Annotated in this window: 25 protein-coding genes; 9 read left to right on the top strand and 16 right to left on the bottom strand. The window is 62.3% G+C overall.

All coding sequences use genetic code 11. The annotated features are described in order from the left end of the window. Positions 1-116 precede the first annotated feature (116 nt). Positions 117-644, top strand: coding sequence for a peptide-methionine (S)-S-oxide reductase MsrA (gene msrA, locus V7D69_RS09425; RefSeq protein WP_324063153.1), 528 nt, complete (start codon positions 117-119; stop codon positions 642-644). A gap of 45 nt (positions 645-689) precedes the next feature. Here msrA and V7D69_RS09420 read toward each other — a convergent pair whose 3' ends face one another. Continuing rightward, a complete protein-coding gene (locus V7D69_RS09420; RefSeq protein WP_333605648.1) occupies positions 690-1922 on the bottom strand; it encodes an RsmB/NOP family class I SAM-dependent RNA methyltransferase in 1233 nt (410 codons plus the stop codon). 55 nt (positions 1923-1977) lie between these two features. On the opposite strand from V7D69_RS09420, the gene V7D69_RS09415 reads away from it, so the two are divergent. Further along, the gene (locus V7D69_RS09415; RefSeq protein ID WP_324063156.1) at positions 1978-2145 is read left to right on the top strand and encodes a DUF1674 domain-containing protein; all 168 of its coding nucleotides are present in this window, start codon (positions 1978-1980) and stop codon (positions 2143-2145) included. 209 nt (positions 2146-2354) lie between these two features. On the opposite strand, the gene V7D69_RS09410 is transcribed toward V7D69_RS09415, so the two are convergent. The 5 genes from V7D69_RS09410 to V7D69_RS09390 all read right to left on the bottom strand — a co-directional run bounded on the left by V7D69_RS09410 (position 2355) and on the right by V7D69_RS09390 (position 8327). Beyond that, a complete protein-coding gene (locus V7D69_RS09410) occupies positions 2355-2855 on the bottom strand; it encodes a L,D-transpeptidase family protein (protein ID WP_333605647.1) in 501 nt (166 codons plus the stop codon). A 3-nt stretch (positions 2856-2858) separates the two neighbouring features. Then, complete coding sequence (locus V7D69_RS09405; RefSeq protein WP_333605646.1) at positions 2859-4148, bottom strand: adenylosuccinate synthase; 1290 nt, start codon at positions 4146-4148, stop codon at positions 2859-2861. Positions 4149-4238: 90 nt separating this feature from the next. Next, entirely contained in the window at positions 4239-5366 is a 1128-nt protein-coding gene (locus tag V7D69_RS09400; protein WP_333605650.1) for an ATP phosphoribosyltransferase regulatory subunit, read from the bottom strand. 143 nt (positions 5367-5509) lie between these two features. Further along, a complete protein-coding gene (gene serA, locus V7D69_RS09395; RefSeq protein ID WP_333605645.1) occupies positions 5510-7099 on the bottom strand; it encodes a phosphoglycerate dehydrogenase in 1590 nt (529 codons plus the stop codon). 97 nt (positions 7100-7196) lie between these two features. Then, positions 7197-8327: a phosphoserine transaminase gene (locus V7D69_RS09390; RefSeq protein WP_324064353.1), complete on the bottom strand. Its 1131-nt coding sequence runs from the start codon at positions 8325-8327 to the stop codon at positions 7197-7199. Between the two features lie 169 nt (positions 8328-8496). On the opposite strand from V7D69_RS09390, the gene V7D69_RS09385 reads away from it, so the two are divergent. Continuing rightward, complete coding sequence (locus V7D69_RS09385; protein ID WP_333605644.1) at positions 8497-9162, top strand: extensin family protein; 666 nt, start codon at positions 8497-8499, stop codon at positions 9160-9162. Positions 9163-9186: 24 nt separating this feature from the next. Here the strand turns inward: V7D69_RS09385 and V7D69_RS09380 are convergent, their stop codons facing one another. The 5 genes from V7D69_RS09380 to ykgO all read right to left on the bottom strand — a co-directional run bounded on the left by V7D69_RS09380 (position 9187) and on the right by ykgO (position 11375). Continuing rightward, positions 9187-9954, bottom strand: coding sequence for a peptidase (locus tag V7D69_RS09380; protein ID WP_324061439.1), 768 nt, complete (start codon positions 9952-9954; stop codon positions 9187-9189). A 100-nt stretch (positions 9955-10054) separates the two neighbouring features. After that, complete coding sequence (locus V7D69_RS09375) at positions 10055-10210, bottom strand: hypothetical protein (RefSeq protein WP_324061441.1); 156 nt, start codon at positions 10208-10210, stop codon at positions 10055-10057. Beyond that, on the bottom strand, positions 10203-10418 hold the full coding sequence (locus V7D69_RS09370; protein ID WP_324061443.1) for a hypothetical protein: 216 nt from the start codon (positions 10416-10418) through the stop codon (positions 10203-10205). The genes V7D69_RS09375 and V7D69_RS09370 overlap by 8 nt, the downstream gene beginning before the upstream one ends. Positions 10419-10522: 104 nt before the next feature. Beyond that, positions 10523-11152: an HAD-IA family hydrolase gene (locus V7D69_RS09365; RefSeq protein WP_333605643.1), complete on the bottom strand. Its 630-nt coding sequence runs from the start codon at positions 11150-11152 to the stop codon at positions 10523-10525. Positions 11153-11249: 97 nt separating this feature from the next. Further along, on the bottom strand, positions 11250-11375 hold the full coding sequence (gene ykgO, locus V7D69_RS09360) for a type B 50S ribosomal protein L36 (protein ID WP_003046794.1): 126 nt from the start codon (positions 11373-11375) through the stop codon (positions 11250-11252). 187 nt (positions 11376-11562) lie between these two features. On the opposite strand from ykgO, the gene V7D69_RS09355 reads away from it, so the two are divergent. From V7D69_RS09355 to V7D69_RS09345, 3 genes are all read left to right on the top strand, one after another. After that, the gene (locus tag V7D69_RS09355) at positions 11563-12306 is read left to right on the top strand and encodes a DUF4136 domain-containing protein (protein ID WP_333605642.1); all 744 of its coding nucleotides are present in this window, start codon (positions 11563-11565) and stop codon (positions 12304-12306) included. Between the two features lie 64 nt (positions 12307-12370). Beyond that, the gene (locus tag V7D69_RS09350) at positions 12371-12994 is read left to right on the top strand and encodes a DUF4136 domain-containing protein (RefSeq protein WP_324061448.1); all 624 of its coding nucleotides are present in this window, start codon (positions 12371-12373) and stop codon (positions 12992-12994) included. Then, entirely contained in the window at positions 12991-14133 is a 1143-nt protein-coding gene (locus tag V7D69_RS09345; RefSeq protein WP_324061450.1) for a M14 family metallopeptidase, read from the top strand. The genes V7D69_RS09350 and V7D69_RS09345 overlap by 4 nt, the downstream gene beginning before the upstream one ends. 2 nt (positions 14134-14135) lie before the next feature. On the opposite strand, the gene V7D69_RS09340 is transcribed toward V7D69_RS09345, so the two are convergent. The 4 genes from V7D69_RS09340 to V7D69_RS09325 form a co-directional block, all read right to left on the bottom strand. After that, complete coding sequence (locus tag V7D69_RS09340; RefSeq protein WP_324061452.1) at positions 14136-14765, bottom strand: RBBP9/YdeN family alpha/beta hydrolase; 630 nt, start codon at positions 14763-14765, stop codon at positions 14136-14138. Between the two features lie 143 nt (positions 14766-14908). Continuing rightward, positions 14909-15337, bottom strand: coding sequence for a cytidine deaminase (locus V7D69_RS09335; RefSeq protein WP_324061454.1), 429 nt, complete (start codon positions 15335-15337; stop codon positions 14909-14911). Continuing rightward, complete coding sequence (locus tag V7D69_RS09330; protein ID WP_324061456.1) at positions 15334-16062, bottom strand: glycoside hydrolase family 25 protein; 729 nt, start codon at positions 16060-16062, stop codon at positions 15334-15336. Before V7D69_RS09330 ends, V7D69_RS09335 begins: the two co-directional genes overlap by 4 nt. Before the next feature lie 10 nt (positions 16063-16072). After that, positions 16073-16555, bottom strand: coding sequence for a UPF0262 family protein (locus V7D69_RS09325; protein ID WP_324061458.1), 483 nt, complete (start codon positions 16553-16555; stop codon positions 16073-16075). Between the two features lie 130 nt (positions 16556-16685). Here V7D69_RS09325 and V7D69_RS09320 point away from each other — a divergent pair, with 130 nt between their 5' ends. Further along, positions 16686-18197 (top strand): replicative DNA helicase, encoded by a 1512-nt coding sequence (locus tag V7D69_RS09320; RefSeq protein ID WP_324061471.1) that lies wholly within the window; start codon positions 16686-16688, stop codon positions 18195-18197. A gap of 86 nt (positions 18198-18283) precedes the next feature. Beyond that, positions 18284-19024, top strand: a complete 741-nt coding sequence (locus V7D69_RS09315) for an SDR family NAD(P)-dependent oxidoreductase (RefSeq protein WP_324061460.1) — start codon at positions 18284-18286, stop codon at positions 19022-19024. 37 nt (positions 19025-19061) lie between these two features. On the opposite strand, the gene V7D69_RS09310 is transcribed toward V7D69_RS09315, so the two are convergent. Then, positions 19062-19475 (bottom strand): MarR family winged helix-turn-helix transcriptional regulator, encoded by a 414-nt coding sequence (locus tag V7D69_RS09310; protein ID WP_333605641.1) that lies wholly within the window; start codon positions 19473-19475, stop codon positions 19062-19064. Between the two features lie 72 nt (positions 19476-19547). On the opposite strand from V7D69_RS09310, the gene V7D69_RS09305 reads away from it, so the two are divergent. Beyond that, entirely contained in the window at positions 19548-21314 is a 1767-nt protein-coding gene (locus V7D69_RS09305) for a chloride channel protein (RefSeq protein ID WP_333605640.1), read from the top strand. The last annotated feature ends 1 nt before the right edge of the window (position 21315 follow it).

The following is a 21315-nucleotide window of genomic DNA, read 5'->3' as shown; positions in this document are numbered from 1 at the left end:
ATTGACGGCTTTTGACTCCAGCCGTGGGTGCGGGGAATTTGTCCACGCCGCCTAGCAAGCCCGGCCGGCATGACTATCTTGAGGTCATCTCCCCCGGCTTAAGGAAACCAATGATAATGGAAACGGCAATCGTGGCAGGCGGATGCTTCTGGTGCACGGAAGCGGTATTCCGCGACGTGATCGGCGTCAGCAAAGTTGAAAGCGGCTATATCGGCGGAACCTTGGAGAATCCCACGTACAAGCAGGTCTGTTCCGGCACGACCGGTCACGCCGAGGCGGTCAGAATTACTTATGATCCGCAGACCATTTCCCACGCCGAGATTCTCGACGTGTTCCTAGGCACGCATGACCCGACGCAGCTGAACCGCCAGGGCAACGACATCGGCACGCAATATCGTTCAGCGATCTTCCCACTGGACGACGGACAGCGCGGAGAAGCGGAAGCAGCAATAAAGCGCTGGAATGCCGAGCATGGTGAAGCGGCCGTTACCACGATCGAAGGCCCGGCGCCCTGGTATGCCGCCGAGGATTATCACCAGGAATATTGGGAAGGCGAAGGTCAACGGAATTCTTATTGTCTGGCCGTGATACCGCCCAAGCTGCTGAAACTGCGCAAGAGCTTTCAAAGCAAAGTGAAAGCATAAGAAGCAATATCGGTGGGGCGGCCCCAGCCTCGCCAAACGGCCGGTTTATTCCTTCCGCCATCGCGCGATGAAGAACCCGTCCACCCCTCCGGCATCGGCCAGCATCCCCGGATCGGTCCGCAGCCAGCCTTCCTGCATGGGAGTAAGGCCCGGGGGCAGTTCGTCCGCCTGGATCGGCAGCAGTGAAAGGGCCACCTTCATCGCCTGCCCCTCACCTTCCTCATGCTCCAGCGAGCAGACGGCGTAGACCAGCACGCCCCCCGGCTTCAGCCATCCGGTCGCGCGTTCGAGCAATCGCGCCTGCAGTTCGCCCATTTCCTCGATCTGGCGCGGACCGATGCGGTGCAGCACGTCAGGATGGCGACGGCAAGTTCCGGTAGCGGTGCATGGCGCGTCCAACAGGATCGCGTCAAACGAGGTGTCAGGCTGCCAACTCAGCGCATCTGTCTGAACGACCTGCGCGGCAAGGCGAGTGCGCCCAAGGTTTTCCTTCAGACGATCGAGCCTGCGCTTGCTGATATCAAGCGCGGTGACGTCCCAGCCCGCGGCCGCCAGCTGCAAGGTCTTCCCGCCCGGCGCCGCGCAAAGGTCCAGCACGCGACGTCCTTCGCCGCGCCCAAGGAAGCGCGCCGGAAGACTGGCGGCAAGGTCCTGCACCCACCAGGCACCTTCATGAAATCCGTCGAGGCTTTCCACCGCCGCGCCGCGCCCCAATCGGACATGGCCGGGCATGAGCGATATACCGCCGAGCTTCTCCGCCCATTCCGCGGTATGCTCCGGATCACGCAAGGCAAGGTCCAGCGGTGGCGGCACCGCGAGCCCCACAGCGATGGCGTCGGCCCGCCCGGCCCAGCGCGCAACCACCGCGTCAGGCAAAGCCGGCGCCTCCGGCAAGGACGCATGCCGTTTCATCAGGGTGGAGAACACCCCATGTGCCAGTCGCCTGGGCCCTCCAGCCAACAGGGGCAGCCCCGTAGCGATCGCGGCGTGTGCAGGCGTTTCCAGTCGCAGGACTTGCGCCAGCATCAGTTCGAGCACGGCGCGCGGCTTGGCATCATCTGGCAAACGCTGGCGCGTGGCGCTGTCGATCAGGAGATCGAGATCGGCCTTCCAGCGCAGCGCTTCACCCGCGATCGCCCGAGCGAGCGCTCGATCCGCATCGCCGCGCACGCGCGCCAGGGCCGCACCCGCCGCTTGTTCAATCGTTTCGCCCCGCCGCAAAACGGCGTCGATGAGGTTAAGCGCGGCTTGGCGCGCAGGAAGGCCGGGGATGTCCATCAGGCGGCCCTATAGTGGATTGCCTTTCGCCGCCACCCACCCCACATGGGCCTCCATGACAGAGCGAGCCACCAAGCGTCCTGAGGGCTTCAGAAAGCCCCCGCATTGGACCAACGACCCCGCACCAAAGCCGCAAGCCGCCAAGGACGAATTGGACCCGGACGGCATTTCCCCCACGCGCTACGGCGATTGGGTGCAAAAAGGGATTGCCGTCGATTTTTGAGACTCTCCGGGAAGCGAGGGAGAATCATATGATCGATCATGCCGAAATAGGGGTCACCGATGTTGCAATACGCCGTCTTTGTGCTCGACCCCGCTGGCATGAACGTGGAAGCCGTCTGCCATAGGCCGCAATGAACAGTTTGCGCCTGGCGTTCTTCTGCTCTTTGAACTGTGTAAACCGTGTAAACCTGAGATGCTCACATCGCCGTTTCAGGACGTGATCTCGATGGGCGTTCCGTCCGGCACCGCTTCCCACAGCACCTCCATCTCTTCATTGGAAACCGCAATGCAGCCATCGGTCCAGTCGCCCGCCGCGCGATCGTTCCGCATCGCATTGGGCTGCCCATGAATCATAATCATCCCACCCGGCAATCTTCCCCGCGCCGCCGCATAGGCGCGATCGGCTTGATTTGGGTAGGAGATGTGCAGCGAAAGATAATAAGCGCTATCCGGATTGCCCCAGTCGATCTCGTAAAGTCCTTCTGGCGTGCGCTCATCGCCTTCGAAATGCTTAGGCCCCACCGGCGCGCCGCCTAGTTGGATATGCTCGATGACATGGACCAACCGGCCCTGAGCATAGAGCGAGATCGTCCTGCTGGACTTTTCCACGCGGATGAAGTCCACCGCAAGCTGCGAGAGCGGCGTATCAGCCGCCGCGCGGCCCGCTGCGAACAGAAGGAGAAGCGGGGCAAACTTGCGCCAGCCCCGCATCGCTCAATCCTGGAACGGATCGCGGACCAGGATCGTATCCTCGCGCTCCGGACTGGTGGAGACCAGCGCGACCGGTGTTTCAATCAGCTCCTGCACGCGCTGGATGTACTTGATGGCCTGCGCCGGCAGGTCGGCCCAGGACCGGGCGCCGGCAGTAGTGCCGCTCCAGCCATCCATTTCCTCATAGATCGGCTCGACGTTGGCCTGATCGGCGGCATGGCTGGGAAAATAGTCGAGGATCCTGCCATTTAGGCGATAGCCGGTGCAGATCTTCACTTTCTTGAACCCATCAAGCACGTCCAGCTTGGTGAGCGCGATGCCCGTCACCCCCGAAATCGCGCAGGACTGGCGCACCAACACCGCGTCAAACCAGCCGCAGCGGCGCTTGCGGCCCGTGACGGTGCCGAACTCATGGCCGCGCTCACCCAAGCGCTGGCCGGTCTCATCCTCCAGCTCAGTGGGGAACGGGCCGGAGCCGACGCGGGTGGTGTAAGCCTTTACGATGCCCAGGACGAATCCGGTCGCCGAAGGACCAAGGCCCGAGCCGCTGGCCGCCGTGCCCGAAACCGTGTTCGAGCTGGTCACGAAGGGATAAGTCCCATGGTCGACATCAAGGAGGACGCCCTGCGCTCCCTCGAAAAGGATGCGTGCGCCCGCCTTCTTCACCTTGTTGAGCCGCTTCCAAGTCGGCTGCGCGAACTGCAGCACGAACGGCGCGATTTCGGCTAGTTCCTTGAGCAGTGCCGCGCGGTCGACCGGAGGCTGGCCGAAGCCGGCGCGCAATGCATCATGATGCGCGCACAGGCGATCAAGCTGCGGCTCAAGCGCTTCAAGGTGCGCGAGGTCACACACGCGGATCGCGCGGCGTCCGACCTTGTCTTCATAAGCCGGGCCGATGCCGCGACCGGTTGTGCCGATCTTGCCAGCCCCCGCCGCCGCCTCACGCAGCCCATCCAGTTCGCGGTGAACAGACAGGATCAGCGGGCAATTATCGGCAATCGCGAAGTTCTCGGTATTGATATCCACGCCCTGCCCGGCCAGTTTCTCAACCTCAGCCTTTAAGGCCCAGGGATCGAGCACCACGCCGTTGCCGATGATCGAAAGTGTGCCGGTGACAATGCCGGATGGCAGCAGCGAAAGCTTGTAGGTTTGGTTTCCCACGACAAGGGTATGGCCGGCATTGTGGCCGCCCTGGAAACGCACCACGGCGTCCGCCCGGCTTGCCAGCCAATCGACGATCTTGCCCTTGCCTTCATCGCCCCATTGGGCGCCGATCACGGTTACGTTGGCCAACGTTTGACGCTTTCACTACTGTTTTGAAGTCCGCCGCGCGCCCTAGGGGAGTCAGCGCTCGAGGGCAAGGCGCGGGTGACGATATGTGCCCTACAGCAGAACCGCTTCACCATTTTCCAGCCGATGCGAGCAACCCAGTGCGATCGGGTCATCGCCTTCATCCAGCGCCGCTACGGTAATCCAACCGATCGAGCGCAGGCGATTGGCCAGATCGCGGTCGTGCCCCAAGGACAGGAAAAGCGCCTTGCGCTCTGGCATTTCGGCGGCAAGCACTTCGATCAACGGATCAGGATAAAGTGAGAAGCCGACTGCCGCCTCGCCCGTTTCGTCGCCAGCGCTACCAAGAATGCGATAAGTGCCGCCGCGGCCCAGCGCCCCGGAAATGCCCTCTGCATAGATGGTGAAGCCGAACCACGATTGATATTCAAAGCCGTGACGCTCCGAAGGGTCCAGCGTCAAGCGGGCAGTGCCGTTCACTCGAGCAGCAATCTCGCGCAGGCCGGCGATACGGCTGGCAAGTACGCCCCCGGCATCGAAGGCCGCGAGGCGCTCAATCGCGGTCTCAAACGGCCCCACGGCATAAAGAAGCGGCAAATAGGCGCCTCCCCCAGCGTCAACCAACCCGCCCGCATCCTTAGCGTCAAGCATCTGGCGGACGGCGCCGATCATGCCTTCCGCCAGCGGCAGCGCCTGGGCGCAAAGCGTGTCGACAAGGTCCGGCAGCGTGAAATCAACGGAAATACCGGTGGCGCCCGCCGCCCGCAGCGATTCGATCGCCAGTTCGACCAGTTCGGCCGCGGCGGTGACGGCATCGGTGCCGATCAATTCGGCGCCCAATTGCAAGCGCTCTCTCACCGGATCGAGCCCATCACCCTTGATAGTGACGACCTGTCCTGCATAACTCAGCCGAAGCGGCCGTGCCGCGGCGGCTAAGCCGGTTGCGGCGATGCGCGCCACTTGCGCGGTTATATCCGAACGCAGCGCCAGCATGCGCAAACTGACGGGATCGACAAAGCGGAAGATCCGGCGCACCTGGACGCCGGCCATGCGGCTCGCCAGCGATTTCTCAAACTCGATAGACGGTGTTTCGACCCGCTCATAGCCGTGGCTCGCCAAGACATCGAGCGCGGCCCGGCGCACACGCTGCGAAGCCGCCGCGTGCAGCGGCAGCCGGTCGCCCAGCCCTTCGGGTAGAAGATCGCGATCGGTATCCTGCATCATCCGCGCGCCCTTAGCGGCATGGGAGGGGATTGTCGAATGGCGATCACACCTTCCGCAATCCGGAACGGCCGCTTGCAAAACCGAAAAAGGGGCCGATGCGCGAGCACCGGCCCCTTCCGTCAAGAGACTTGAAAAACGGCTTAGAAGAACGCCAGTGCTTTCACCATCCGCACACCCGGAAGAGCGGTGGCCTGCTTGAGCACGCTTTCGGGCACTGGGCTGTCGACGGAGAGCAGCAGCACCGCTTCACCGCCCGCATTGCGACGGCCGAGGTTGAAGGTGCCGATGTTGATCGCGTTCTCGCCCAGCAGTGTGCCGATACGTCCGATGAAGCCGGGGGCATCCTCATTGACGATGTACATCATGTGGCCGGCAAGCTCCGCTTCCACCTTGATGCCGAACATCTCGACCAGGCGCGGCTCCGTGTTGTTGAACAGCGTACCGGCGACCGAACGCTCGCCCGCTTCGGTCTTGACCGAGACGCGCACCAGCGTGTGATAATCGCCTTCGCGCTCGGTCTTGACCTCACGCACTTCGAGGCCGCGCTCTTTGGCGAGGTAAGGCGCATTGACCATGTTGACGGTGTCGGACTGCACCCGCAGGAATCCGGCGAGCACGGCGGCGGCGATCGGCTTCATGTTCAGTTCCGCTGCGGCCCCTTCAGTATGGATCGAGATCCGGGGCACAGAGTCGCGCGTGAGCTGACCGATCATCGAACCCAGCTGTTCGGCCAGCTTCATATAAGGCTTGAGCTTGGGCGCTTCTTCCGCGCTCAGCGAAGGCATGTTGAGCGCATTGGTGACGCCGCCACTGACCAGGTAATCGGCCATCTGCTCAGCCACTTGCAACGCCACATTGACCTGAGCCTCAGTGGTCGACGCGCCCAGGTGCGGCGTGCAGATGAAGTTCGGTGTGCCGAAGAGCGGTGATTCCTTGGCCGGCTCGGTCACGAACACGTCCAGCGCGGCGCCCGCGACGTGGCCGTTGTCGAGCAGTTCCTTAAGCGCTGCCTCGTCAACCAGCCCGCCGCGCGCGCAGTTGACGATGCGCACGCCCTTCTTGGTCTTGAGCAGGTTTTCACGGCTCAGGATATTGCGCGTCTGATCCGTCAGAGGCGTGTGCAGGGTGATGAAGTCGGCGCGCTCCAACAGCGCGTCGAGTTCGACCTTCTCCACGCCCATCTCCACCGCGCGCTCCGGCGTGAGGAACGGATCGTAAGCGGCAACCTTCATCTTCAGACCAAGCGCGCGACTGGCGACGATCGAACCGATATTGCCGGCACCGATCAGACCCAGCGTTTTTCCAGTCACCTCAACGCCCATGAAGCCGTTCTTCGGCCACAGGCCCTGCTGAGTCTGCGCGTTGGCTTCGGGCAGCTGACGGGCCAGCGCGAACATCAAGGCGATGGCGTGCTCGGCGGTAGTGATGGAATTGCCGAACGGCGTGTTCATCACCACGACGCCCTTAGCCGAAGCGGCCGGAATATCGACGTTGTCAACGCCGATGCCAGCGCGGCCGACCACCTTGAGATTGGTCGCGGCGTCGAGAATGTCCTTGGTAACCTTGGTCGAGCTGCGGATCGCCAGACCGTCGTACTTGCCGATGATCTCCTTGAGCTCCTCGGGCTTGAGGCCGGTGATCTCATCCACTTCGCATCCACGCATACGGAAAATCGCGGCGGCGTTCGGGTCCATCTTGTCGGAAATGAGGACTTTGGGCTTATTGGTCATATCTTCCTCGCCATTCCCGCGAAGGCGGAATCGCCCCACCTTCGCGTCTTATCCTTAAGTCGGTTGGATCCCCGCCCACGCGGGGATGACGAATGCTTCAGCCAGCCTTGGTCACGGCGTAAGCATAATCGAGCCAGGGCCCGAGCGCCTCGATATCAACCGTCTCCACGGTAGCACCGCACCAGACGCGCAGGCCCGCAGGTGCATCGCGATAACCGGCGACGTCATAAGCGGCGTCTTCCTTTTCGAGGATGGCGGCAAACTTCTTAATGAAGTCAGCATCAGCGCCTTCGACGGAGAGACAGACCGAAGTCTTCGAACGGCTCGCCTCATCAGTGGCAAGGTGCGAAAGCCAGTCGCGTTCGGCCACGATCTTGTCCAGCGCTGCCGCATTGGCGTCCGACCGGGCCTTCAGGCCGGCAAGGCCACCCAGGGACTTGGCCCACTCCAGCGTGAAGATCGCGTCCTCGACGGCGAGCATCGAAGGGGTGTTTATCGTCTCGCCCTTGAACACGCCTTCGGCCAGCTTGCCTTTCGAAACCAGTCGGAAAACCTTCGGCAGCGGCCAGGACGGAGTATAGCTTTCAAGCCGCTCAACCGCGCGGGGGCCCAGGATCAGCACACCATGACCGCCTTCGCCGCCCAGCACCTTCTGCCAGGAGAAAGTGGCGACATCGATCTTGTCCCACGGGATATCGTAAGCGAACACCGCGCTGGTGGCATCGGCGAAGCACAGGCCCTCCCGATCCGCGGCAATCCAATCGCCATCGGGAACTCGCACGCCCGAAGTGGTGCCGTTCCAGGCGAACAGCACGTCGTTCGACCAATCGACCTGCAACAGATCGGGAAGCTGACCGTAATCGGCGCGCAGCACGGTGGGATCGAGCTTGAGCTGCTTGGCCACATCCGTGACCCAACCTTCACCGAAGCTTTCCCAAGCCAATGCGGTCACCGGGCGAGCGCCCAGCATGGTCCACATCGCCATCTCGAAAGCGCCGGTATCCGAACCTGGCACAATGCCGATGCGGTGCGTATCGGGAAGCTGCAGCACTTCGCGCATCAGATCGATGCAATAGGCCAGACGCGCCTTGCCGATTTTGGCGCGGTGCGAGCGCCCTAGCGCTTCGGTGTTGAGTTTTTCGGGAGCATATCCGGGCGGCTTGGCGCAGGGACCGGAAGAAAAATGCGGACGCGCGGGTTTGCGCGCCGGTATCGTAATGTCAGTCATGTCTGACTCTCCTTGCAGAGAGCTCGCGCGGCGTTGGGACCGCGTGGCCCGGAGCCGCCTCTAATTAGGTCCGAATTTTTGTCAATTCATTTCACCGGACCGCCGATGAGTTTCCACGTCAGAGATCATACGCAAGGTTCTGTTAACCATTCCCTGCGAAATTACCGACATGCGTGGGCTCTTCCTTATTCTGCCCTTGGTGGCGACCTTGAGCGCCTGCATCGACATACCCCAAGCTCAGGCGCCACACAGGCAAAGCGTTCGCCAATCCACCGGCCTGTTCAATCCCCGGCCAGACTATCGGCAATGCCTTTCCGAACTTGGAGCGCAACAGGCCATCTTCACCCCGCTGGCGGATCAGTATTTCGGCACCGGCTGTACGAATGTGGGAACCGTGCGGCTATCGAGCCTGCGCAGCGACACGGCAGCGCTGAGCCTCACCAATCTGGGGCCCGTAACCTGCAACATGGCCACGACATTTGCCGGTTGGGCCAGGTTCGGCGTGGACCGCGCGGCCGAGCAAATCCTGGGCAGCCGCGTTGCGCGCATCGAGACATTCGGCAGCTACAGTTGCCGAACCGTGGCTGGCACGAGCCGTCTTTCCGGCCATGCAACCGCAAACGCGATCGACGTTTCCGCGTTCGTTCTGGCAGACGGGCGCCGCATTACCGTTCTGGATGACTGGAACGACGGGACTCCGGCGGAGCGACGGTTTCTGCGGGTGGTCCACGCCAGCGCGTGCAAGCGCTTCGGCACCACTTTGGGCCCGGATTACAATGCCGCACACGCCAATCATTTCCATCTGGAAGCGGACGGCGCCAACTTCTGCCGATAAGCCGGATGGCGACTGTTCTAACTTTCAATCCTGCGCCGCATCTGGCGGCGGCGAGTCCATCCTATAGTCCGGCAAAGCTTCAAGCGCGCGCTTCAGGGCTTCGCCCCAGCCAGTCGAAACCGATCGGAAATAGGGGTCATCCGCTTCGACACGGCGTTCGTGTCGCGGCTCGAAGCAATCGCGTTCCATCACTAGCAGGTCAAGCGGCAGGCCGACCGAGAGGTTCGCTTTCAACGTCGAATCGAACGAAACGGTCAGCAGCTTCACGGCGGCCTCGAAGCTCATCGCCCGGTCATAGCCGCGAAGCAGAATCGGTCGTCCGTACTTGGTCTCCCCAATCTGGAAGAACGGTGTGTCGAAGCTCGCCTCGATAAAGTTGCCTTCCGGGTAGATCAGGAACAAACGCGGCGCCATGCCCTTGATCTGACCAGCTACGATCATCGAGGCGCTGAAGGCGCCGGCCGCGGCGCTTTGCCCGTTATCCGCGGCGCTGGCGGCAATGGTGTTCTGAAGCAGGTTGCCGACGATCGTGGCGACACTGAACATGGTGTCTGCCTCAAGCAGCGCGTTATGCCGTTCCAAAGGCGCCTTGTGGCGCTCTTCCAGGTGACTGACCACGGCTTGAGTGGTGGCAAGATTGCCTGCCGCCATCAAGGCAACGATCCGCTGGCCTGGAATTTCCCACCGATGCATCTTGCGGAAGGTGGAAATATTGTCGACGCCGGAGTTGGTGCGCGTGTCGCTCATCAAAACGAGACCGCTATCCAGCAACATGCCAACGCAATAGGTCATGACTATCGCCCCGAAATCCTGGCGCAGCCGTTGCGCAAATCATCTCGTCAACGCGTTTGCCGTTGCGCGCTTACGACGAACGGCCGTTGCTACTGCAAGCCTAACAGCTTCTCGCCGCCCAAGCTACCAAGCTGGGCGGCAGCACTTTTACATCGTCGCAATCATCCTCGATCTCGCCAGTTGCGATCTTGGCAGTATGCACCGCGCGCCCGATGGCGTCGGCTGAGCGCTTCTCTTCGCGAGGGCCATTAGGCATTACGTTCTCCGTGATCCTTCAAGAGAATATCGATATCGCGCAACTGTTCCTCAAGTTCGGCAATCACTGAGCGGTAGTCGGGGGGAGCGTCACGGCTTGTGCGCCCGTCACGTCTTGCCCGGAAGTTCAATTCATCTAGTTGGACTATGATGTTCTTCCGGGCTTCAATGAGCTGCTGCCGTAGGGCTGGTTCTTTACCGGATGCCACGCCTTACTCCATGTTTCTCGCGAAACATTATAGGAGGCAACGGCAGGATGCGACAGCGCATCCATTAAAATTCAAACTGAGACATTACTTATATTTCCAGCCAATCAGCCGAGCAGCCCTCGCTTCAAAAGGTCAGCGCGCAAGCGCGCCGCGTCAGTGAAATGATGCACTTGCCAGCCCAGCGTCCGCGCGGCCGCGACATTGGCAGCGTTGTCGTCCACGAACAGCATCGAGCCAGGCCGATGTCCGAAACGGCGCGACGCTAGTTCGAAAATTTCGGGATCGGGCTTGACCAGCTTCACATCGCCCGAGACCACGATGTCACCGAACAGATCGAACAATGGCTGGCTCGCACGAAATTCCGACCAAAAGGAACTGGCGAAGTTCGTGATGGCGAACAATGGGACGCACCGCGCCGCCAACTCCCGAACAATTTCGTGGCTTCCCGGAACATTGCCTGGAATGGTGTCCAGAAAGCGCGTGGCATAAGCGTCGATCAAATCGTCATGGCCAGGGAACTGCGCCTTTCGCGCAGCGACCATCTCCACAAGATCGCGCCCCGCATCATGCTCGAAGTGCCATTCTTCCGTGACGACATGGGCCATGAACCAGTCGAGCCGCGCAGGGTCATCGATCAACCGCGCAAAAAGATGCCGCATGTCCCATTGCACAAGGACGCGCCCGACATCGAAAACGACGGCGCGGATTTCGGCAGGAACGCTATCGCCAGACATGACAAGACCCCCGCAATCGGCGGGGGCCTGATGTCCTCAGCGCAAAAGCCCGCCCGCCAGTTCCCTCACCCGGTCAGGCAAGGATGGGCGAAACGAATCAGCCCTGGCGAGCCTTGAACCGCCGATTGGTCTTGTTGATGACGTAAGTGCGGCCGCGACGACGGATCACGCGGTTATCCCGGTGACGGTCCTTCAGCGACTTCAGGCTATTGCGAATCTTCATGGTATGTCTCGTCTGTCTGAGCGGTTGCCGACCGCCGGAAATCGAAGTGGCGCCGTTAGTGGGCGCAGCCTGCAAAGTCAAGCACACGAAGCCTTATTCATGGCTCCTGACTATCCATTCATCTTCCGGCAATCGCGCTCAGGCATAACTGATGCGGGCGCGACACAGCCATGAAACGAAAACTTGTATGACCAAGCTCAAAGGCGCGGCTTTTTCCGCAAGTATCATCCTTTTCGCGCTGCTCCCTCTCCCTTCAGCCCTGGCTCAGCGCGCCGCCTGGGAGCCGGGTTGGGGCGCGGCCGCCTGGGATAGACCGAATGACAACGCCCGATCGCGCGGCCACTTGCGCGATCCGCGCGCCGGGCGAGTGGAGGTCAACCGTTTCGTGATAGCCGGCCCTGCCGCCGCTCAATTAGGCCACGGCGCGATTGCAGTCGAATCCGCATCAGGCGATGGCCCGTGGGTTGAACAGCGGGCCGCTTATGAAGCTGCTGTCGTCGATGCCCTGGTCGGCGTCGGATACGATACGCAGCATTCCGATGGTCCGCATGCGCAAATGGCGACGCTGGGCATCACCCGCCAAGTGCTCGTCCCCGCTGAAGCCAAACGAAGCCCCGTGAGCGGCAGTGCTGCAATGTCCGTCGGCACGCGCGGTTCCGCTTATGGCCTGGCGGTGAACGTGGATATGACCAAGCCGCTTCCCGCGCTCCTTTCCACAAGGCTTGATGCACGAATTGTAGACAAGGCCAGCGGGCGGGCGCTTTGGGAAGGCTACGCAACGATCGCCAGTTACGAAGGGGATGACAACTGGACCGACGCAAGAATCGCCAACAAGCTGGCCCGCGCGCTTTTCGACAACTTCCCCAAGGCGGATGCGACAGTACCGGCGGGGGAGCCGGTCCCAGCGGCGACAACCGGCGTCGGAGACTAACCGCCCTTGCGTCTCACCGCCCCTCGCGGCACACCTGAGGCGAGCTAGAAGCTTGGGAGGTGCAATGAATAGGTCCCACACTGTCCGCCTCAAAGGCAAGGTGGCGGCCATTCAGGCACTTGCGGCCAGCCTGGCTCTCTCGGCTTGCGTTGCTCCCATAGGGCCGGTCGAAGTCACCCGTTTCCATACTGCCGATGTCGCCGCCCTGGGACATGGGACGATCCGCGTAGAACCGGCGCCTGGCCAGACCGATGATCTGGAGTTCCGCACTTATGCAGTCGCGGTGACGCGTGAGTTGACGCGGCTGGGCTATGCCGAGCCTCTGCCTGACGAAAGCGGCAGTTCGCAAGTGGCGAGGTTGAGCCTGGAACGCCATCGCCTGCAGCCTCCGCGCCGGTCCGGCCCGGTTTCCGTCGGTTTGGGTGGCGGCGCGGGCAGCTATGGCTCCGGCCTGGGCGTGGGCCTTGGGATCAACCTTTCTGGACCTCCGCCCGAGCAGATTGAAACGCGCCTGGCAGTCACCATCCGCAATCGCGCCAGTGACGCGCCTCTCTGGGAAGGTCGCTCTGCATTCGTTGTGCGGGCGGATTCGCCCATGGCTCAAACCTCGCTCGGCGCGGCAAAAATGGCTGAAGCCATGTTCAAGGGGTTTCCCGGCGAGTCGGGGGAAACTATCCTGGTGAAATGAACGACATCCAGATCAACGCCGCATTCGATTCCGGCAATATCGAAGTTCTCTCGATCGATGGCGCCACGGCCCGCCTCACTATTCGACGAGACCGCGATTCCGATTTCTTCCAGTGGTTTCATTTTCGAGTCAGCGGCGCCCAAGGGCGGGAGTTGGCTCTGACCATCACCGGCCTCAATGCCTCCGCTTATCCGCGCGGCTGGCCGGGCTATCAGGTGTGCGTGTCGGAAGACCGTCAGTTCTGGCGACGAACGGAGAGCCATTGGGACGATGGCCTTGAAGGCGGCTCCCTCACCGTACACCACCGGCTTGCCGGAGACCTTGCCTGGTTCGCCTATTTTGCGCCCTATTCGATGGAGCGCCATCACGATTTCATCGCGCGCATCGCAGCGGCTGATGGCGTCGAATACCGTCATCTTGGAAAAAGCCTGGACGGCCAGCCGATCGATTGCCTGGAAATGGGCGATGGTGGGATGCAAGTGTGGCTCTACGCGCGCCAGCACCCGGGCGAAACAATGGCCGAATGGTGGATGGAAGGCGCGTTGGAACTGCTGGCGGACCATACCAGTTCCATGGCTCGGGAGCTGCGGCGGCGCTGCCGCTTTCACATCGTGCCCAATGCCAATCCGGACGGGTCGCGGCGCGGACATTTGCGCACCAATGCGGCGGGGGTAAACCTGAACCGCGAATGGCACGATCCCAGCGCGGAAAAATCGCCCGAAGTGCTGGCGATCCGCAATGCGATGGACGCCAGCGGCGTCGACTTCGCGATGGACATCCATGGCGATGAAGCGATTCCGGCAGTATTCCTGGCCGGGTTCGAAGGGATCCCGTCGCTCAAACAGGAACAGCGCGCCGGCTATAATCGCTATGCCGAATTACTCGAACGCCGCACGCCGGATTTTCAGACAGCGATCGGCTACCCCATAACGCGGCCGGGCAAGGCCAACCTCTCAATGTCCACCAACCAGCTTGCTGAGCGCTTCGGATGCGTAGCGATGACTCTGGAAATGCCGTTCAAGGATCACGATCCGGCCCCCAATCAACGCCAGGGATGGAGCCCGGAGCGCTCAAAGCAACTGGGGCGTGACTGCCTGGGCGCTCTGCTGGAATGGTTGGTGGACCGCGACCCTGCATAGCGTCAAAGCACCCACTGGCGCAGCGCTTGGTGCAATCCGGAAGGCCCGTCCGGAATGCGAAGCCGCGTGAGCGGCCCTGCGGGACGGAGGTCGAACACTGATTGTAAGAGCATCCACCCTGCACTCCAATCGCCATGCGTATCGTCGCAGACCGGGCAAGAGCCCCAATCGTGAGCCAACCGCATCAACGCCCGCTGATGCGCGACCGAGCCTTCAAGATCGCTCACCAGGAATGACGTGAACGGTAACTCCTGGCGAGGAACCGCCCCGAAACGCGCAAGGCGTTCGTCGGCGCCAGGCAGATCGACGTTCGGCGGATTGACGATCAGCGCCCCCAACACCGGACTTTCCTGACTGATTGCTTCAAATTCAACCCACCACGCGAGCACCAGAGCGGCGATGTCGTCAGTAACAACCACGACCGGCCGATCGGCGCGGCGGATCGCCAGGTTCAGCTTGTTGACCCAGGTGTTGCGATGCGGCTCGTCCCAAAGCCCCAGTTCGATAACGCGGCAATGCTCGCTCCAGGCGAGCCAGCGGTTCATCCAGTGCCCTTCCGTTACAGGATTTCCGGGCACCAGCAGGACCAACGGTTCGTGGTCCCGCGCATGCGGATAGCGATAAGTTGCCATAGGAAGCTCCAATTTCTGGGTTCCGCCGGTCGACTCGGTCTACGTCCCGACCCGCCTTTCCTATTCTCAACTGTATAGATTGACTATTATTTTGCGATGGGGGGATATCACCCAGCGATGCACCGCACCGATGCCCGCAGTTTTCAGGTCAGGTTCGCCGGCCCGAACGCATGTGGGAGCAGTTCCGAAAGGCGCACCTCCAGTACACCATCCTTGCCGTCGCACCAGATAAGCGGGTCCGTACCGCTCAATTGCGCCAATTCGACGAGAACCTGCCGGCAGCGGCCGCACGGGGTTACGGTCGGCCCCTGCCCCGGTGCGCCAGGTTCACCGCCAGAGACGGCCATAGCCTCCAATGCGCCACGTTCGGCCGTCGAAAGGATGCGGGCCACAGCCACCGTCTCGGCGCATAGGGAAAGGCCATAGCTGGCGTTCTCAACATTCGCGCCCGTAACCATGGAACCGTCGCTCATCAGCAGCGCCGCGCCGACGTGAAATCCGGAGTACGGCGCATAAGCGCCCGCGGCGGCAACGCGCGCGGCGGCGATCAGGTCTTCCCGCCTAGTCGTCATGGCTGCGCCACCACCCAACGCAATCCGCCCTGCACAATCTCGTTCGCCAGATCAGTATTGGCTGTCCACAAGGCCCAGGGCCGCCCGGCGTAATCGGGAAGCAGTCGATCGCGAACCAACCAGAGGTTGCGGTCCAGCTTGTTGGCAATCGCATAACGGGCCTGGAAGCGAGATGTGACCTTGAGGATCACCGCCTTGCCCGTATGCGTTTCCACCTGGTTGAGAAAGGTCATCAATTCGCTTTCCACCCTGGCGTCGCTCACGCGCACCGGGCATTGGTCCGCCAGCATGTCCAATTCTACCGCAGACGGCAGCAGGGCGGGATCACGAGGCACCGTGGTCACGAAGTTCGCTGCCTGTTTTTCCGCTGGCTGGCACGGGTCGTAACGATGCACGGCCCCCACCTGCAGACCCGCCGCCTTGGCCGCTTCGAAGTTCGTGACAAAACCCGGATCGCGCGCAAAAGCGCTGGCGCTGGCATCGACATAGGCGAAGTCCACACCGATCGCCTTCAGCGATTTCCAGTTCACGTCACCGTCATCGGCGCCGATCTCCACCCCCTGCACCGGGTAAGCGCTCCGGTCGGGGCGCCAGTGGTGAAGGTGCCACCAAGCCCAGGCGCCAGCTATTATCACTACGAGCAGCATCCCCGCCAGCAGACGCAGCTTGGCAACGCGACGCAGCTTCGCGGTCCCACCGCCTTTCTTTCCGCCCCGAGCCGCCAATCGCCCCTCCTCAGCCCCGGATGTGCAGCACGCAGATCAGCGTAAACAGCCGCCGGGCGGTGGGGAAGTCCGTTTCGACCTTGCCCTCCAGCCGTTCCAGCAAAAGCTCCGCCGCTTCGTTGTGAATGCCGCGCCGTGCCATGTCGATGGTTTCGATCTCCTGGGGGGTCGCCTTGCGAATCGCCTGGTAATAGCTTTCGCAGATCGCGAAGTATTCCCGGATAGGGCGGCGGAAGCGGGCGAGCCCCAGCACCAACGTCTCCAGCGGTTGGCCGCCTTCGTCATCGATCTCAAGCGCTAGACGGCCGTCGCGCACGGAAAGCTTCAGGCGATATGGCCCCTGCTGCCCCGCCGCGAAAGTGCGTATAGGCTTGAATACGTTGTCTTCGATCAGATCGAAAATGGCAATGCGTCGTTCCTGCTCGATATCGGCGTTGCGCCAAAGGATGGTCGCCTCGTCGAGTTCGATGTGAGTGATGCGCGGATCCGCCATGATGCGCACCGCCTTTACGCGCTCGCTGCATGTGCGGGCAAGCCCGGCCGGATACTCCACAGGCTGTGGATTAAAATGGAGATTGTCCGCGCTTGCTGCGATCATCGTGCGAGAGCATGGTGCCGCGCTTATGGTCCAGGAAACCCTTCTCGTAAAAATTACCGAGCCAGAAGCGCGCGCGCTACCTTCCAACGTTGAGGCGGAGGCCGCGTTTCTGGGCGCGGTCCTGATCGACAACCGTGTGATAGAGGAATTGCAAACGCCGCTGGCGCCGCGGCACTTCTTTGAGCCGGTGCATACGCGGATATACGAGCGGCTTCTGGGCCTGCTCGATCGTAAGGCGGTGGTCACGCCGGTGACCCTGCGTCCCTATTTCGAAGCTGACGAGGCGTTGAAGGCCCTGGGCGGCGTTTCCTACCTCGCTCGCCTCACAGCCGACGGGCAGGGCCTGCTTGCACCACGTGAACTGGCCGAACAGATCTATGACCTTGCCCTGCTGCGCGAGCTGATTTCCGTCGGGCGGGGCCTGGTCGAAGGCGCCATGGATACCTCCGAATCGGTCGAACCGATGGAGCAGATCGAACTGGCCGAAGCAGCCCTTTACAAAGTGGCGGAAGGCGCCGCGACCGCCAATGAAGCGCAGAGCTTCGGGGTCGCCACCCGCACCGCGATCCAGGCGATCGAGAAGGCGTTCAATTCCGGCGGCCACATCTCCGGCAAAACCACCGGCCTTACCTCCGTGAACGAGAAGATCGGCGGCCTGCACGATTCCGACCTTATCATTCTCGCTGGCCGTCCCGGCATGGGCAAGACCTCGCTTGCCACCAATATCGCCTTCAATGCCGCCGATAGACTGCAGCGCGACCTTGCGGACGGCATCACCGCCGAGAAGTCGGTAGGCGCGGCAACCGCCTTCTTCAGTCTGGAAATGAGCGCCGATCAGTTGGCCACCCGCATCCTTGCCGAGCAGTCGGGAATCAGTTCCGAAGCACTGCGCATGGGCAAGATCAGCCGGGAAGATTTCCAGCAGCTTTCGTTCGCCAGCCAGCGCCTGGCTGAGCTGCCGCTCTATATCGACGACACGCCCGGCCTTTCGATCGCCGCTCTGCGAACCCGGGCGCGCCGCTTGAAGCGGCGACACGACATCGGCCTGATCGTCATCGATTATCTTCAGCTCCTGCAGGGATCGGGTCGGGCGCAGGACAACCGGGTCAACGAGATTTCGGAAATCTCCCGCGGTCTGAAGACCCTGGCCAAGGAACTTCACGTGCCGGTGATCGCGCTTTCACAGCTTAGCCGCGCGGTCGAGCAGCGCGACGACAAGCGCCCCATGCTTTCGGACTTGCGCGAATCCGGCTCGATCGAGCAGGACGCCGACATGGTCTGGTTCGTGTTCCGCGAGGATTATTACCACCGGGCGACCGAGCCGAAATATCCAACCGAGACCGATCCTGCCGACGTCCACGCCAAATTCGATGCCTGGCGCGAGAAGATGGAACAGATTACCGGCCTCTCAGAACTCATCATCGCCAAGCAGCGCCACGGCGCGACCGGCAAGGTGCGCCTGAAGTTCGAGGCGCGGATCACCAAGTTCTCCGACCTTGCGCCTGACGATCTGCGCGCTGCGTTCGAGACCGATTGACATCTTTCCCGATGAACATGGAACGATAATATCCGTTTATGACGGGCGGAGAGGATGACCTGAATGACCCGGCCCCGGAGGCGCATGTGACAGACCAGAAAGTCCTGCTGATCGCCGGAGGGTCAGGCTCAATCGGCAGCGCTATCGCGCGGATGGCGCTATCGCACGGGTGGAAGGTCGCGCTTCACGGACGCACGCATGAGAAAGTGGACGCCTTGGTCACCGGCCTTTCCTATCTCGGATCGATCGACGGCTTCCTTGGCGATATCTGGGAGGAAGACACCGCCGAAACGCTCGTGGCCGAAGTGGCCGAGCAATTCGGCCGGATCGACGCGGTGGTCGACTGCACCGCCACGGGGCCACTGGGCATCACCGGCCTGTTTCCGGAAACCTCGCCGGAAACCTTCGGAGACTTCCTCAATGTCTCGGTCGGCTGGGTCGAAAGGCTCGCCCATGCCGCTTATAACTTTCTCTCGCAGCAGGGCGGCACGTTGATCGCCTTCGTTTCCGACGCGGGCATTTACGCCGCACCCCGCCAGACCCTGATCGGCGCGGCACGGGCAGGCACGGTCGGCTTCATCCGCAATTTCGCGATCGAGGCGGCCCGCGATGGCATCCGCGCTCACGCCATCTCCTCCAGCTATGTCGAAGGCAGCGAAAGCGCCCGCCGCATGGGCGCCGAACGTTTGGCCGAAGCCGCGAGAGGGGCGGGCCTGGGCCTGCCCACGGCGGACGACATCGCCCCGCTTACGCTATTTCTCTGCAGCGATGACGCGGCAAAAATCACCGGCCAAATCATCAGCGTGAACGGCGGCCTGAACGCCTGACCGCTTCACCAACTTGGCCAGCAGGTTCTATTCTCGCTCAGCCGAACCGGTCGAGAAGATCCAGCAGAAGTGGCTTGAGGCGGCGGATCTCCTCGCGATGGGTGGCTGACAACTCGGCCAGCAGAACTTTCGCTCGGCCCGTCAGCATCAGCAACGTGCGCCGCCGGTCGCCCTCAGCCGTCCGCCTCTCGATCAGATCCAGTGCTTCAAGCCGACTGACCAGTTCCGAAGCGCTATGCGGTTTCAGAATCAACCGTTCCGCCAGATAGCCGATAGTAGCCTGCCCCGCCGGCGCGCCGCGGATCGCCAGCAGCGCCTGATGCTGCTGCGGCGCGAGACCGACTTCTCCCGCTCGTGCCTCGCTGAACGCAAGGAAGCCCCGCAGCGCCGCGCGGAAATCGGCGAGCGCGGCATAGTCGCCGTCGTCCAATGGAGCCGGTGTTTCTATCATCAGCCGATCCGGGATTGAGAAATATCGTGATACGACATATTAGGCGTCATCCAACAGGAGCAAGATGCCGCTATGCCCGTGCCGACTGTCAGAAGCCACCGTCTCGCCGATCACAGCGCCGATTGGCGCATGGTGCTGCTGGCGATAATGGCCCTGGTCGTGGGCACCGGCGGGGCGATCGGGGCCTGGGTGCTGGTCCGCCTGATCGCGATCGCAACCAATCTGTTCTGGTTCGGTCGTCTTTCGGCCGCCCCCGCCCAGATCACGGACGCCGCGCTTGGTCTCGGTACGCTGGTCATTCCGGTGATCGGCAGCCTGATAGTCGGCCTGATGGCCCGCTTCGGTTCGGATAAGATTCGCGGTCACGGCATTCCCGAAGCGATAGAGGCGATCCTTTACGGCGAGAGCCGGCTGTCGTTGAAAGTCGCCGTGCTGAAGCCGATATCCTCGGCGATTTCGATTGGCAGCGGCGGCCCCTTCGGAGCCGAAGGACCAATTATCATGACGGGCGGCGCGGTCGGGTCGCTCTTCGCACAGTGCTTTCACCTCAGTGCGGCCGAGCGCAAAACGCTGCTGGTCGCGGGCGCCGCGGCTGGAATGACCGCGATATTCAATACCCCTCTCGCCGCCATTCTGCTGGCGATCGAGGTTCTTCTGTTCGAATGGAAGCCCCGCAGCTTCGTTCCAGTGGTCACGGCCGTATTGGTTTCCTGGGCTTGGCGGCCGATCATTATCGGCGCTGGACCGATGTTTCCTTTCGCCACCGCGGATCCGGGGGGGCTCTGGCCTGCCGGACCCGCATTGGGCATCGGCCTGCTCACTGGTTTGGAAGCGGCGCTGCTGTCCACCGCCCTTTATCGCATCGAGGACTTGTTCCACCGCCTTCCCCTCCATTGGATGTGGTGGCCGGCGTTAGGCGCCGTCGTCGTGGGAATCGGGGGCCTTATCGACGCGCATGTTCTGGGCGCGGGTTACGCCAGCATTCAGGCATTGCTTGATGGGTCGCTGACACTGCGCGTGGTGTTGGCGCTGCTGGTCGTCAAGGCTGTGGTCTGGCTGGTGGCGCTTGGTTCGGGCACATCAGGCGGCGTGTTGGCGCCGCTGCTGATCCTGGGGGGTGCGGCAGGCTGTCTGATTGGTCACGTCCTGCCCGGCGGCACCGGTTTCTGGGCCATGATCGGGATGGCCGGCATCATGAGCGGCGCAATGCGCGCACCCATGACGGGGGCGCTGTTTGCAGTGGAGTTGACCGGCCGCTTCGAAACACTGCCCTTCACTATAGCTGCGGCGGCCGCGTCCTATGGCGTAAGCGTGCTGGTCATGCGGCGCTCTATCCTGACTGAAAAGATCGCAAGACGCGGGCGGCACATCCTGCAGGAATATACAGTCGACGCGCTGGACCTGATCCAGGCGGAAGAGATCATGACGCGCAAGCCGGCCACGCTGACCGGCGACATGCCGGTCAACGAGGCGCTGGCATTTTTCCACGCCGGCGCGCGGCATCGCAGTTATCCGGTGATCGATCATGAAGGGCGCCTGCTGGGCCTGGTCTCCCGCAGCGATGCGCTTCGCTGGCAGGGCATACAGATCGCCGACAACGCGACGCTCGCCGAAAGCCTGTCCGACTCTTCACAGCCCTTCGCTTATCCGCAGACGCTGATCGGCGAAGTGGCGGACCTCATCGTGGAGACCGGCATCGGGCGCGTGCCGATCATCGATCCGGTTACCCGGCAGGTGATCGGCATTGTCTCGCGCCAGGACCTGCTGAAAGCCCGCAGCACGCGCCGCGCTGCGGAAACCCGGCGCGACCGGTTCGTGGGCGCGGCTAATATCGGTTAAA

Source organism: Novosphingobium sp., assembly GCF_036733805.1.
Taxonomy (GTDB): Bacteria; Pseudomonadota; Alphaproteobacteria; order Sphingomonadales; family Sphingomonadaceae; genus Novosphingobium.
This window is presented reverse-complemented; position numbering and strand designations above follow the sequence as displayed.

Bases quoted from the DNA above. Each gene is read 5' to 3' on its own strand.
- msrA (WP_324063153.1), top strand. From the start codon at position 117: ATGGAAACGGCAATCGTGGCAGGCGGATGCTTCTGGTGCACGGAAGCG.
- V7D69_RS09420 (WP_333605648.1), bottom strand. From the start codon at position 1,922: ATGGACATCCCCGGCCTTCCTGCGCGCCAAGCCGCGCTTAACCTCATC.
- V7D69_RS09415 (WP_324063156.1), top strand. From the start codon at position 1,978: ATGACAGAGCGAGCCACCAAGCGTCCTGAGGGCTTCAGAAAGCCCCCG.
- V7D69_RS09410 (WP_333605647.1), bottom strand. From the start codon at position 2,855: ATGCGGGGCTGGCGCAAGTTTGCCCCGCTTCTCCTTCTGTTCGCAGCG.
- V7D69_RS09400 (WP_333605650.1), bottom strand. From the start codon at position 5,366: ATGCAGGATACCGATCGCGATCTTCTACCCGAAGGGCTGGGCGACCGG.
- serA (WP_333605645.1), bottom strand. From the start codon at position 7,099: ATGACCAATAAGCCCAAAGTCCTCATTTCCGACAAGATGGACCCGAAC.
- V7D69_RS09390 (WP_324064353.1), bottom strand. From the start codon at position 8,327: ATGACTGACATTACGATACCGGCGCGCAAACCCGCGCGTCCGCATTTT.
- V7D69_RS09385 (WP_333605644.1), top strand. From the start codon at position 8,497: ATGCGTGGGCTCTTCCTTATTCTGCCCTTGGTGGCGACCTTGAGCGCC.
- V7D69_RS09380 (WP_324061439.1), bottom strand. From the start codon at position 9,954: ATGACCTATTGCGTTGGCATGTTGCTGGATAGCGGTCTCGTTTTGATG.
- V7D69_RS09375 (WP_324061441.1), bottom strand. From the start codon at position 10,210: ATGCCTAATGGCCCTCGCGAAGAGAAGCGCTCAGCCGACGCCATCGGG.
- V7D69_RS09365 (WP_333605643.1), bottom strand. From the start codon at position 11,152: ATGTCTGGCGATAGCGTTCCTGCCGAAATCCGCGCCGTCGTTTTCGAT.
- ykgO (WP_003046794.1), bottom strand. From the start codon at position 11,375: ATGAAGATTCGCAATAGCCTGAAGTCGCTGAAGGACCGTCACCGGGAT.
- V7D69_RS09355 (WP_333605642.1), top strand. From the start codon at position 11,563: ATGACCAAGCTCAAAGGCGCGGCTTTTTCCGCAAGTATCATCCTTTTC.
- V7D69_RS09350 (WP_324061448.1), top strand. From the start codon at position 12,371: ATGAATAGGTCCCACACTGTCCGCCTCAAAGGCAAGGTGGCGGCCATT.
- V7D69_RS09345 (WP_324061450.1), top strand. From the start codon at position 12,991: ATGAACGACATCCAGATCAACGCCGCATTCGATTCCGGCAATATCGAA.
- V7D69_RS09340 (WP_324061452.1), bottom strand. From the start codon at position 14,765: ATGGCAACTTATCGCTATCCGCATGCGCGGGACCACGAACCGTTGGTC.
- V7D69_RS09335 (WP_324061454.1), bottom strand. From the start codon at position 15,337: ATGACGACTAGGCGGGAAGACCTGATCGCCGCCGCGCGCGTTGCCGCC.
- V7D69_RS09325 (WP_324061458.1), bottom strand. From the start codon at position 16,555: ATGGCGGATCCGCGCATCACTCACATCGAACTCGACGAGGCGACCATC.
- V7D69_RS09320 (WP_324061471.1), top strand. From the start codon at position 16,686: ATGGTCCAGGAAACCCTTCTCGTAAAAATTACCGAGCCAGAAGCGCGC.
- V7D69_RS09310 (WP_333605641.1), bottom strand. From the start codon at position 19,475: ATGATAGAAACACCGGCTCCATTGGACGACGGCGACTATGCCGCGCTC.
- V7D69_RS09305 (WP_333605640.1), top strand. From the start codon at position 19,548: ATGCCCGTGCCGACTGTCAGAAGCCACCGTCTCGCCGATCACAGCGCC.